The 13,482-nt window shown below is 41.7% G+C and carries 9 protein-coding genes and 1 pseudogene; 3 read left to right on the top strand and 7 right to left on the bottom strand.

Annotated elements, in window-relative coordinates; all coding sequences use genetic code 11:
• Positions 1-155: 155 nt before the first annotated feature.
• Positions 156-617, bottom strand: a complete 462-nt coding sequence (locus IM676_RS03095; RefSeq protein ID WP_200990060.1) for a DUF29 domain-containing protein — start codon at positions 615-617, stop codon at positions 156-158.
• A 316-nt stretch (positions 618-933) separates the two neighbouring features.
• Between IM676_RS03095 and IM676_RS03090 the strand changes: the two are divergent.
• Positions 934-1,059, top strand: a pseudogene (locus IM676_RS03090) (IS200/IS605 family transposase); the annotation flags it as partial.
• A gap of 347 nt (positions 1,060-1,406) precedes the next feature.
• On the opposite strand, the gene IM676_RS03085 reads toward IM676_RS03090, so the two are convergent.
• Entirely contained in the window at positions 1,407-2,732 is a 1,326-nt protein-coding gene (locus IM676_RS03085) for a glycosyltransferase family 4 protein (RefSeq protein WP_200987246.1), read from the bottom strand.
• 656 nt (positions 2,733-3,388) lie between these two features.
• Here IM676_RS03085 and IM676_RS03080 point away from each other — a divergent pair.
• Positions 3,389-5,449, top strand: a complete 2,061-nt coding sequence (locus IM676_RS03080; RefSeq protein ID WP_200988871.1) for a GumC family protein — start codon at positions 3,389-3,391, stop codon at positions 5,447-5,449.
• A 14-nt stretch (positions 5,450-5,463) separates the two neighbouring features.
• Here IM676_RS03080 and IM676_RS03075 read toward each other — a convergent pair whose 3' ends face one another.
• From IM676_RS03075 to IM676_RS03055, 5 genes are all read right to left on the bottom strand, one after another.
• Positions 5,464-5,946: a DUF29 domain-containing protein gene (locus IM676_RS03075; protein ID WP_200987244.1), complete on the bottom strand. Its 483-nt coding sequence runs from the start codon at positions 5,944-5,946 to the stop codon at positions 5,464-5,466.
• A gap of 44 nt (positions 5,947-5,990) precedes the next feature.
• Positions 5,991-6,227: a type II toxin-antitoxin system VapB family antitoxin gene (gene vapB, locus IM676_RS03070; RefSeq protein WP_200987245.1), complete on the bottom strand. Its 237-nt coding sequence runs from the start codon at positions 6,225-6,227 to the stop codon at positions 5,991-5,993.
• Between the two features lie 116 nt (positions 6,228-6,343).
• Entirely contained in the window at positions 6,344-6,973 is a 630-nt protein-coding gene (locus IM676_RS03065; protein ID WP_200988870.1) for a DUF3782 domain-containing protein, read from the bottom strand.
• Between the two features lie 183 nt (positions 6,974-7,156).
• Positions 7,157-8,851 (bottom strand): beta-carotene ketolase CrtO, encoded by a 1,695-nt coding sequence (gene crtO / locus IM676_RS03060; RefSeq protein ID WP_200987248.1) that lies wholly within the window; start codon positions 8,849-8,851, stop codon positions 7,157-7,159.
• 548 nt (positions 8,852-9,399) lie between these two features.
• Positions 9,400-10,746, bottom strand: coding sequence for a cytochrome P450 (locus tag IM676_RS03055; RefSeq protein ID WP_200987249.1), 1,347 nt, complete (start codon positions 10,744-10,746; stop codon positions 9,400-9,402).
• Positions 10,747-11,018: 272 nt separating this feature from the next.
• On the opposite strand from IM676_RS03055, the gene IM676_RS03050 reads away from it, so the two are divergent.
• Positions 11,019-13,223, top strand: coding sequence for a phosphoketolase family protein (locus IM676_RS03050; RefSeq protein WP_200987250.1), 2,205 nt, complete (start codon positions 11,019-11,021; stop codon positions 13,221-13,223).
• The last annotated feature ends 259 nt before the right edge of the window (positions 13,224-13,482 follow it).

The raw sequence follows: 13,482 nt of genomic DNA, 5'->3' as shown, positions 1-13,482 counted from the left end.
CATCACCTAGACAATCTAGCCGGTTTCAACCGGCTTCAGCTTTCAGACAGGGGTTTGAAACCCCTGGCTCTTGGCTGGTTTACCTAGCTGTGTACCCAATACCAAAGGCGATCGCCCAAGGGTTGCTTGCAAATCCTTATGCAGATGGTAAATAGTTATTGCCAATCTTGGCTAGTATCACAAAGAAAACTATCTGCGATCGCTTCTTCAAACCTGTAGGGACATTTTTCCGGAAAAGTTCTCAAGGGTAAATTGGTTTCCCGTAGAGCTAAATCCACCCCTGCGGCAAAACCATCCTCTACAGCCTCAGCCATGGAAGACTTTAAGCTAGGATTGCGACGAAAATGGCGGTTGATTGCACGGCGCTGTTCTCTGATAGTCAGAAACCAACTGCGACAACGGTTTTCTGGCTGATATTCCCACTTGAGCAGATGACCTAACAAGACAGTAAGACGACTGACTAATTCTCGGTATTCCTGTCTTCCCAACCCTTCTAATTCAGCTTGTAAATTTTGCCAGTCTAATTCTGATACTTGCCTTTGTGCTAGTGCTTGTACTTGCCACTGAGTCCAGCCATAAAAATCCTCTTCGTATCGTGAAGCTCCTTCAGATTTCATAGTCTTGATATTCAGCTTCAAGGGTAAAACTTTTACTATTTTTACTACAGCAACCGCCAAGGTGGTTAGGACACAAACAGAAGATAAAACCATTGAAATTCAAGCGTTTCAAGGCTTCCCCCTGCTCCGGTGCCCCCTGCCCCCTGCTATATATATTTTACTGGGAGCCAGGGAATAAATGGAATAAATTAAGAGCCTAATAGCTTAAAAACCGACTGGTTTAGCTGTGCGTCCAACACCAGAGACGATCACACAGGGTAACGCCGTATTTCCTACCAAGCACGGGGGTTAAAACTGGGGGGTGTATCCAGTTCAAATACCTCATCCTGAATCCGAGCCACATACCTCACCATGGAGTCCTAGTTAATTGGTGTCTTCTGTTGGTGGTGCGCCACTTGAGGTGCTTAAGAAATATATCCAGAATCAAGAAAAGCCGTCGTAGAACGACGGAGTTTTAAACTTATTTTTTCGATAACTTTATATTTGCGACTGACACTATCTAGATAACAACTATGGATAGGACAGTAAATAGCTCTTTGTTTGGAACGTTTCAGATTTCGGTCACACCTTCTGGGCAATTCGGCCCCCTAATATCAAAATCAATAGGAAGGTTACGTTTGGAGAAACTGAGATCAATTAGACCGTCAAAGTTCACTCCTTAAAAATCAGCCTATGCCGATAGGAACTATTAGTTTTTACTCAAAGAGAGATGAAAAATCATATCAGGGATTATTCCCTTTTTAGATTTATCTTGTTATACCGATTGTACCACACATTCAAGCAATAATTTCAAAAATTTTTACTCTTTTTAATATTCGCTGTTTGTAGTAAAACCTGAAGGTACTGTTGGGCAATAATTCTGGGTGTAAAGTGGGATTTTAGATACTCCCGTCCCGATTTACCCATCTGTTCTGCTAGTGTTGGATTACTTTGCAATAAACGGATAAACTCCGCCAGTGCGTGACCATCCCCATTGTCAAATGCCGCCCCACATTCAGCCTCGGTAATTATTTGTCTTAAGCTAGAGTAGGGTGAACAAACTACTGCCAATGGCCTCCCAGATGATAATGCTGAATATAACTTACTAGGTAATACTAAACTCTCACTGCTGCGGCTAACACTCACCAAAGACAGGTCGCCAGCGGTGAGAGAATAGGCTAAATCTTCCTTATCTTGATAAGGTAAAAATGTAAAATTACCTAGCTCTAATTGAGATACCCTAGCAATCAACTCTTCCCGTTTAGCACCCCCACCAATACAGACAAACTGCACAGACTCATGTTGTAATTCTATGGCAGCGCCTAACAAAGTATCGATGTCATGACATCGCCCCATATTCCCAGAGTATAGGACTGTGAACTTATTGACTAACTTGTGCTTCCAAGCAAACCAGTTCTCTGATTTGGCAATAGGTACAATTAAATCTGGGTTAGCCCAGCTATGAATTACAGAAACTTTATGGGCCACCTGGGGACAGTACTCTACAACCCGTTGTTTCATCTCCGGACTGAGAACCACAATTCCCCCAGCTTTGAGCCACACTCGCTGATTTAACCCTTGCCAAAGTTTTGTTACCCAGTGCTGCTTGGATACTACACCCAGTGCGATCGCCACATCTGGATACAAATCATAGACTATACAAACATAGGGCAACTTCCACAGCATATTAGCCAAATAACCCACAATGGGCAAGAATGGTGGTGCTGTCGTGATCAGCAATACATTACTTCGCCGCCAAGGTGCGAGCAGATATAAAAAAGCACGAATGGTGTATAAAAGTCCATTTATAGCCTTACCGCGAATTCTCCGAGGCCACATTTGCGAAGTCCGAGACCTATGAATCCTAGTTTGCTCACGCAGTTCCATACGGGGAGCCTGACTCATCCTGAAGGCATATCCCGGTTGACTGGTAAACACATCAATCTCTACCCCTTGATGTTCTAACTGCTGCACCAGTTCCTCAATTAATTGTCCTGTAGCAGCATAGTCTGGAGGAAAAAACTGTGTGACTACAGATAACTTAAATCTCTGCTCATAGGAACAATCATCACTTTTGTTTGTACCATCTACCGTAGACTGTCCTAATGGGTTGCTGATCTGTTGGGAATTTTTCATACTCTAGGAATTTGGCACAAGTTGGGGGTGTAGGTAAGAGGATGTTTGATAAGTTTTCAACAGGTAATTTTTATCACATTATTTCTCCATTATCAACGGTCAAGCAATATTTGACACAATAATCCTCACTTGTAAAATATCCTTCAGATTAACCCTAGTTTGACCATATTTGACCATATAAGCTGATATAAAATACCAGATGAGGTTAAATTAATTTAACCTCATACTAAATTGTGATTTATCTTGCTATGATATTAGCATCTCACCTGGTTATTTCATACACCAACATTTATGATTTGTATATATTTTTATGAACGTATCATACCAATACCCCTCTTCTCCTCAGACAGCAAAAAAAAGTTAACATCTACACCAACAAGCCCGCCAAACCCCCTGACTTTAGATACACAGGATGTAGGTATTTTGTGGCTGTAGCCCCTATTACCTTAACTTTCGTAATCGCACATGAGATAATCTTGCTACTATACAGTTACTCTCACTGATGGTTTTTTATCCCTGTAGTTTCCTGTAGTTTTCGGATTATGGACTAAAACTACAAACATAGTTTTCTAGCATCATCTACTCTTAGTTAACTGTGTCTAGATTTCTATTTGAATGTAACCCCAGCTTATTACTTAGTTCTTTTAGTATAACATATGTCTATTAGTCAGAACCAAACTGATAAACTCCTAAATCCCGAACAGACGAGAAACTCCATCACCCCATTTTTTCCCTATTCCCCTGTTCTGGAAAATCAGCACCAAGGGGAGGATTGGAATTATAAAGAATTTTTAAGTTTGTTACGGCGTCGAGTTGTAGTTGTTGTGGGAGTAGCCACAGCTGTGCTCACAGGTCTAGGTCTAAATATTTACTTAAATCCCAAACCCCCCGAATATGAAAGCCGGTTTCAGATGCTGGCTGAACCTGTGGGTTATAACAGTAGAGTGTTAAACTTAGAGGGTAGCATCAACCCCTCGGCTCGAGAGAGCTTAGATTACGAAACTCAAATTATAGTCCTCTTGAGTCCTCAAGTTCTGCAAAAAAGCATTGAACAGTTACAAGCTAACTATCCGAACATCAACTATGAATATCTGAGTCGGGGATTAACGATTTCTCGTCTAGGTGGAGAAACCAAAATTATCCAGGTTAGGTATCGTAGCGAAGACCCAGTGGAATCCAAAGATGTATTAGAGCAAATTTCCCAAGATTATTTAGCCTACAGTCAAGAACAACGGCGAATTAACCTCAGTCAAGGTTTAAAATATCTAGATGAAGAACTACCCAATATACAAAAACGCGTCAACCAGGTTCAGGAAGAATTGGAACAGTTCCGACGTAGGTATAACTTTCTCGGTCCAGAAGTCCTAGCTGGTGAAATTGCAGGACAAACCACAGCTTTAACTCAACAACTGCAACAACTGGAACTACAACTAGCCCAAGCTCGTACTGATTGGAATTTCTTACAAACTGAAGATGGTGTCAGGTCAGTACTGGATAACTATCCTGTATATCGGGCATTAAATGAAGAATTTCGCCAATTAGACATTCAAATTGCCACACAATCAGCTATTTTTCAAGATGAAAACCCCACCCTAATTACACTCAAGGAAAAACAGAACAACCTCAAACCATTAATCGAGCGAGAATCACAACTATATATCCAAACCAGGCGAGCAGAAGCAGATAAATTACTCAAATCCTTAGAAGTTAATCAACAAGAACTAGAAAAGAATCGCCGAATTTTAGAACGGGAACGCCAGGAATTACCCACCCTCATCCGAGAATATACAGAAATACAACGCCGTTTAGGTATTGCTAATGAAAGTCTGAATCGTTTTTTATCCGCCCGGGAAGATTTGCTGATTCAAACCTCTCAGACGGAACAAGGTTGGCAATTAATTAAGTTACCTAACCTACCAATAGATCCTATAGTCTCTTCAACTATTATCCGGGATATTATTCTGGGAATTGCCGCGAGTATCTCCCTGGGGATTGGTGCAGCCTTACTCATAGAAAAGCTAGATCATACTTATCACAATCCTTTGAGCCTCAAAGAAAGAATCAAAGTTCCTCTATTAGGGACTATTCCCTTTAACCAAGAAATACAGCGGGGTAAATCCCCAACCCTCAAACTCAAAGATGCTTTGATGCAATTCTCTAATGGGCAAATGGAAACTACTACCCAGAGAACCACTGTAGCCAAACAACAATATACCAATTACGCTAACAATTTTATCGAAGCCATCAGGCTGCTCTACACAAATATACAATTATTAAGCTCTGATACTCCCATCAGTTCTATTACCATCACCTCCTCTATGCAAGGTGACGGTAAAAGTACAATTGCCTTTTATCTGGCTCAAGTAGCTGTATCCATGGGGAGAAAAGTATTACTGGTAGATACAGATTTGCGCCGCCCTAGTATTCATAGGTTCGCAAATGTAAGTAATATCTGGGGGTTGAGTAGTTTAATTACCACGGATATGTCCGTAGAAAATGTAGTCACACCACTACCTGGTATGAATGACTTATCTATCATTACTTCTGGACCTATTCCCCCCGATGCACCTAAGTTACTCTCATCAGGGAAAATGAAAAAACTGATGGCACAGTTTCAAGATACCTTTGATTTAGTGATTTATGATGCTCCTCCCATTGTGGGGCTAGCTGATACTAATTACCTGTTGAAAACTTATCAAACATCCTCTCAGACATGACTTTCAGCTTATTATTATTCCATTTCTTCAGGCAGCCAATTTTCATCTAAAGCTTGCTCAGTAGTAAAAGCTATATCTACAGGAAATATCTTCGGTTCTAGTCCGGTTTTAACAACTGTAATATCTCTAGCATCTTGATAAGCTTCGTCAAATATTTCCAGTAAGTAAGGCTTAAGACTGGGATTCCTTTTGAGCAGTTTTTTAATTTGTTTTCTTTGTTCTATAATTGTCCCTTTCCATCCTCGACTATTATAGTTTCTCTCTTGATGCCAATAAGTTAGTTTCAGTAAATGCTCAAATAATACTATTAAGCGATTTTCTAGTTGATGCTTTTGTTCATTCCCCAAATCTTCTAACTCTGCCAATAAATTTTCCCAATCTATAAAAGTTAAATCTTGATTACGGATATTTTTAACTGTAGTTTGTATCCACTGATAAAAATCTTGTTTATACAAGTTCTTTAGCTGGTTATTGGTTTCTTTGAGTGTCTGACTCATATATTTATGAACACAGAGACAATTATCTTTATACTTTGATATACTCACCGACCTTCAAGGTCGGTGATTCTTGACAGTTCAAGAGAGTTCATGAAGTCTGATGATACATGATAATTATCAAACCATGTATCCCAAGATTCCCCAACATGGGTAATTATGCGAGTGTTACCCACAGCAACAATTGTGACTTTTTTAACTGTTTCTGGTAATTCAACAGTTTTCGGTAAAGGCACCGCCTGAGTTTTGTTAGTTCTAAAAATACTGGTTTGTACACTGCCCATAACACACCTCCATCAGCCCCTAGCCATGGATATACAAATATTATATCCTCAGTCCAGACATTTGAGAGATTTTAGGCGATAGCGGCAGCGCTGTTGCCAGGCGATCGCCCTGTCTCCTACCAAACCCGGGGGTTAAAACTAGGGGGTGTATCCAGTTCAAATACCTCATCCTGAATCCGGGCCACATACAATCCTGCTTGCAATGCCTTTTCTCGCAGTTGAGCAGACATATCCACCGCCGCTAGGATTCCATATACTTGTTTATTCTGATGTTCAGGAAAGAAATGGCGGAACCTGGAGAGTAGGTTGACTAACTGAGTAATGGATTCTTCCCTGGCGTGGCTTTTGACTTCCACAACTATCGCCCTGTTGATGTCCCCATTAGTATATGCCAGCACGTCTATTTCTAAGTGTTCTCCACCTTTGCTCACCCTCACACTGGGGCTGATAATTTCCATGCCAAATTGTTGGCGCAAGATGGTTTCCATGGAAGGGAGAGCTAACCCTTCGGTGAAACTGCCAAATTTAGCACCTAATCCTCCAATCTGTTTACCTAATTCTTTGATTTGCCGGGCATTTTCTTTTTGCAGGCGATCGGTTTCTTGGAATTTGAGATCGGTTTCTTGGAATTTGAGATCGGTTTCTTGGAATTTGAGATTGGTTTCTTGGAATTTGCGATCGGTTTCCTTTTGGGCTTGGAGTAACTCTCCTAATAGTTGCCAAACTTCATCGGCAGTGGTAGCCATGGGCTTTACTCGTAATTTTATGCAAATATCTATATTTTCCTATTCTACAGCGATTTTTAGACCCCCTGCTCCCTGTTCCCTGTTCCCTAAGATAAAAATTACCTGTTGAAAACTTATCAAACATCCTCTAAAAAAATATATAAACTCACCCCCAATCCAGGAGGTGAGTTGCCCCCACATCTGTTAACTAATTCCAAATACCGAACCAACAGTAGATTTCAATGAATCCCTAGCATCTCTAAAACCTTGAGCCAAAGGATGCTTGGCTTGTAAAAATACCCTAGCACAATTACGTCCTGGCATTCCCGAAATTGACCCACCTGGATGAGTTCCCGCACCAGTTAAAAATAGATTTTCAATTGGTGTTTTATAGTTTGCTAATTCTGGTAAAGGACGGAAAAACACCATCTGATCTAAGGTCATATCAATATGATAATAATTTCCCTTATAAGCTCCTAATCTTTCTCCCAATTCCGCGGGACTCTCCACCCGACGGGCGATAGTTGCTGTTTTCACATTTGGCGCGTAGTTAGCCAACTTATCAATTACTCTGTCTGCAACTTGGTTTTTGAGTTCATCTGTCCAACCCGTACCTTTTAAACCTGTACCTTGTGCAGCTGCTATCTGGTAGGGAGCAAAAAACTCAATCCATAGAGTATGTTTACCTGGTGGTGCTAATGTAGGATCAAGGGCGCTAGGCATGACCACATACATAGAGGGGTTAGTATCGGGAATTTCTCCCAAGGTACATTTACTGTGGGCTTGTTCAACATGAGCCATGGAATCTGCAATTAAGATCGAGCCAATCAGATAATCATCTTTGTGGTCATGGTAGGGAAAATGCAGAGGTTCATCTAAAGCCAAGTCGATTTTCAGGATGGTTTCATTATTATTAATGATCCGGCGTTCTAATCTTGGTCGTAACTCCGGGTCAGCATCATCCACCTCATCAGTGTCCATAAGTTGTAAAAATAGACGTTTAGCATCAATGTTGGAAATAATGCCATATTTAGCCCGATATTCTTGACCTCCCCCAACTCTGACACCCACAGCCTTACCATTGTCAATTAATACTTTCTCTACCTGTTGCTCTGTGAGAATCCTACCACCTTTACTAGTAACTAATTTAACTAATGCTTGGACTAAAGCCCCAGTTCCCCCGCGGGGTCTAGTCATACCCGGATGATGACGCATAGCCATCATCATCACACCAATGGCTAGGTTTTTTTGTGAAGGAGGCGCACCGAGTTCGGAAGCGAGTCGAGACAGTGGGGCTTTTAAGAATTCTTCATCAAACCATTCTTCTAGAATATCCTCAGCACTATTCAACATGGTGCGAACAAAATCCAAGCTTTTAGATGGTGAACCGATGACGGAAAATAAATCTTTGAATTTTTGGATGTTATAATTACCAAAAATATCTATAAATGATTTGGGTGGAGCGTTAAACATCGGACCCATGGCACTAATCACCCTTTGCCAGTAGTCTGTAAATTCTGCGTATTTTTTAGCGTCCCGTTCATTATAACGGGCAATTTCTGCACAGGTCTTTTCTACTGATTTGTGAGCTAAAAAATACTTACCATCAGGATGGGGACAAAAAACCACTGGGTCACAATCTAAGTATTCTAAACCATATTTTTCTAGTTCTAATTCTTCGACAACTGGGCCTAAATGAATAAATTCGTGATCAATTGCACACAAGTTAAATTTAAATCCTGGGGCTTCTTGGGGTAAGCATTCCTCCGTTGTGGCTGCACCACCTGGAACTGGACGCTTTTCTAGCAGCAGAACGCTATAACCAGCTTTGAGCAAATACGCCGCACATACTAGTCCGTTATGTCCTGCGCCAATGATAACAACATCATACTCTTGCATATTTGTGCTTGGATAATGTGGTGAGAAGTTATTATTATAATTTGGGTTTTAGAAAATGTTGTTGATAGTTGCCATATTATACACTTGATGGCTTTGTTCATCAGCTAAACACTTGTGTATGGGGATATATAGCAATCCTAAATGATTCATGAAGAATTTCTGTTCCCTGCTCCGGTGTTCCCTTTCCTCACTGATAATTTCTCAACTCAAATAGGATGACTATTAGAGGATGTTTTATAAGTTTTCAACAGGTAATTTTTATCTTAGGGAATGGGGAACACACCGAACAGGGAAGGATTAGTGAACACGGTTCGACTTCGCTCACCGACCGCACAAAAAACAATAAAATCCAGTCCCCTCCCCTTACAAGGGGAGGGTTAGGGTGGGGTCAAGCAATAGTTGATACACTAATCATGACTTGACAAACATCCTCTTAGGATGAATATTTGATTCGTTATATCTTTGGTTATCTATACTCCTTAATTTAAACTCTGGATATTCAAGAATGTATCTACAGTAAGTTATATACAAATATGAGTAATTTGACATTATTTGACATTATTTACTACCATTGGTACACCTCCCCTAGGGACAATGGTAATACCACGACGTACAGGATGTATATTTCTTTTATGATTTAGTGTGAGTTGAAATCGCATTAATATTGAAGCCAATACTAATTTCATTTCATACATAGAAAAGGCTGCACCAATGCAACCACGATAACCACCACCAAAAGGTAAATATTCACCAGCAGAATATTTCTGATGCAGAAATCTTTCTGGTTGAAATTTCTCTGGGTCTGCATAAGTTTCATGTCGGCGATGGGCTAAATAAATGCAGGGAACTAAAACTGTCCCATAACTAAATTTATTCCCCATAATATCTACTGGATTTTTGACCATTCTGGGGGTACAAATTAAGGCAATGGGATGGATTCTCAAGACTTCTTGACAGACTGCATTAAGATAGGGTAGATTGACAATTTCTTCCGCCTTGGCTTTTGTACCTAAAGAATTTAACTCTTGAGTTAGTCGCTGGTGTATATGGGGGTGAGAGTGAATTAAATAGAAAGCCCAAGTTAATACTCCAGCTGTGGTTTCATAACCTAATAGTAGTAATGACATTAATTGATCACGTAGTTGCTGGTCGGTCATTTCCTCTCCATTCTCATCACGTACTGACATGAGCAAGGCGAGAATATCTGTAGGTGTGATGTCATTTTGAGGCCGCCTTTGAGCAATTTCGGCATAAATCAGTTGGTCAATTTGTGCGCGTCTGTGGATAAATTTTCCCCAAGGACTTTTTTTACCCCAGTTTTTTTGTAAAGGTGGGAAAAAAAATAAACTGGAATATAATGGTTTAGTTATATCTTCTAATAATGACCTGAGTTGTGTTTTTAATTGTTGATAACGCACCCCTGGACTAATACCAAAGACTACTTGTAAGATAATTTCTAAGGTTATATCTGCCATGATTGACTGCGTGACAATCTTGGTACCGTATCCCCAATGTTTTGTCCTATCTTCAGTAATTTTCTGAATTAATTCTCCGTAGAGTTTCAGGTGATCACCGTGAAAGGCGGGCATTAATAATTGTCTTTGGCGATTGTGCGATCGCTCTGGTTGTAATACAATAGAATTTTCCCCAAATAATGGTTTAAATACATGGGTGGCTTGCTGAAAATCTAAGAATTTAGCAGGGATGGCAAAACAATCACTAATAGCCTGGGGATGGCTAAAAAATACTATGGGGGGTGATTTTAAACCTAGTACACGCACTGTAAATATATCCCCATATTTGGCAGCACAAGTTTCTAGAAATTTGGTAGGTTGGGCAATTAATTGGAGAGTTTGCAGTAATGCAGGTGTCCTTAATTCGTTAGGTAGATTCATGATCACTCAGAGGGTCAAATAATTAATCTCAATTTCAACTTGCCATCAATTCCTATACTCAAGACCAGAATGTGAGTGTCGAGTTTTTAGGTTTTATCCAGTAATAATACTTAAAATAACTCAAAATAATTCCCTCTGGGCTAGATAACGATTTAAACTTCTTATCCTCACCTTGTGAAAAAGCAATAAATCCTCACTACCTCAAAGATATAAAATTTTTGTTAAATTCATTAAGCATCTACAGCTTGCCCAGTTTTTATAAGGTACTCAGTATGACATCCACAGCATCTTCCGCCCTGCCCAATTTTTGTGAAGGAATCCAATATTTTGGTGAGGCCTTGCCAAATTTTGCAACTTATGGTAAAATAGCTGCAATAGAACCAGGAAAAAAGGCGATCGCCGACCCCACAGATCCCGCAGCGGTATATCAAACCTTACTAGCTGCCGATGCCCTGCGCTATTTAACCCTACAAGTCACAGCCAGTAAAGCTTCCGGACATCCAGGGGGTTTCGCCAGTCAAGCAGAAGCCTATGCAGCCTTGGTAATGCTAGGTCATAAAAACATCATGACAGAAGTGGGACACCACGCCCCCGGATTCTATAGCGCCATGTTTTTAGACCGCTCCCTAGAAGACATGGGGATTAATACAGTACAGCAACTACGCGATCGCTTCCGGGAAAAGCACGGACTTTTAGGGCATCTTTCCGGCTACATCCCCGGCATTCTCGCACCCGCCGGACCCCTAGGACAAGGACAACATTTTGCCATGTCAGCCGCACTGCTGCACCCAGATAAATTATTCCCCTTCACCCTGGGTGACGGCGGACTAGGTGAACCATACATTATGAGTTCCATGGCACATTTTAACACCGCCTATCCCAGTGCCACCAACTTCTTACCCGTCCTAGTGTGGAACGGCTACAGCCAAGAACATCATAGCATGGTTTCCCTCAAAACCAACGCCGAAATGAAAGCCTACTGGCAAGGAAACGGTTTTGCCGAAGTCATCCTGGTAGACGCCAAAGACTTTGACGACCAACACCAACCAGGGGACTATGTTGATAGTACCGCCTTCTCCTTTGAGCAGCGCCTAGCCTTCACCAAAACCGTACTTTTAGGCATAGATAAAGCCGCCCACTCCGCCCTCAACGGCAAACTTACCGTATTTATCATTAAACAACTCAAAGGCGCAGGGGTTCACGCCCGCGGTTCCAAATCTCATAACCTCTACCCCAAAGACACCCTAGACGCACCCCACATTATCAGCGCATTGCAAACCCGCGCCCTCCCCCCAGAAGCTTGGGAAACAGTCAGAACCAACGCCGAACGCGCCGGTGGCGGACCCGCAGCCAAAACAGTAGTCACAGAATTTGAATTACCATTACCAGACCTAGGGAAATTACCCCTAGAAGAATATACAGTCGCCGGTGACCCCCAAGTTTCCACCACCGCCATGGGGCGCTTAGTGGGAATCGTCGGTAAACAAGATAGTAAATTCCTAGTCACCAACGCCGACGGTAACGAAGCATCAGGAATTGCTAACATTAACCAAGCCCTCAAAGTCATTCACCCCACCACCGACGATTTATATAACCAAGCACCCAACGGTCAAGTTTATGAACCATTGAGTGAAGATGCTTGTGCAGGTTTAGCTGCAGGTTTAGCCCTCATGGGTGCGAGAACCCTATGGTGTTCCTATGAATCCTTTGCCATCAACGGGTTACCAATTTGGCAAACAGTCATCCAAGCCATGGCAGAATTACGCCGTCAAACTCCCTCAACCATTACCTTATTTACCGCCGGTGCATTAGAGCAAGGGCGCAACGGTTGGACACACCAACGCCCAGAAATTGAAGCTTACTTTGCTTCCCTCATGCGTAATGGTAATGTTTTCCCCCTATTTCCCCCCGACGCTAACAGCATTCAAGTTTGTTATGACTGGGCTTTGAACACCAAAAATAAAGGAATCGTCATCACCGCCAGTAAATCACCCTTACCCATTCGTACTACCTTAGAACAAACTCGCCAAGGTTTAGCAGACGGCGCAATCTTATTACAAGAAGTTCCCGGTGATAAACAAGTTGTATTTGCAGTCATTGGCGATATGACCTTAATTCCCGTATTTGAAGCCGCCGCTTTCCTAGAAACTGAAGGTATAGGCGTAAAAATTGTTTCCATCATTAACCCCCGCCGTTTGTATCGTCCTCATGACACAGCTTGGGAAACTTGCTCAGAACCCGATGGCGGTTTCATGGATGATGCTCAATTTACCCAATTATTCAGCGGTGATGCATTAATTGGTGTCACTGGTGGCGCAGCGGCCATGCTCGAACCAATCATGTTACGCAGCAACTGCAAACGTGATACTTTCGCCTGGAAACGTGGGGAAACCACCGCCAGCGCCGGGGAATTGATGGCCTTTAACGGGTTAACTGCTGAAGAATTGACTAAACGCGCCATTGAATTAATCCACTAAATTCGGTTTCCAGCTTTGACTACATACCCAACTCCTTTCAAGGACTTGGGTATCTCATTATCAGTTATATTACCTAGAAAATTGAGCAATAGGCATTCTCGGCGGTGCTGTTCTCCACATTAAATCAATCTCCTGTGCTGTCAGTTCATAGGCTTGGTTAACTAAATCAGCCAGTCGATATTCTAATTTTACCGGAACTTGGCGGGAGCGTGAAAGCCCCTGAGAAGCAGCAACGCAGTTGCGTACTTCGTGCTTTAGA

It is taken from the genome of Anabaenopsis elenkinii CCIBt3563 (assembly GCF_015245355.1).
Lineage (GTDB): Bacteria > Cyanobacteriota > Cyanobacteriia > Cyanobacteriales > Nostocaceae > Anabaenopsis > Anabaenopsis elenkinii.
Note: the sequence above shows the minus strand (reverse complement) of the source record. Positions and strands in the feature narration are given on the sequence as shown.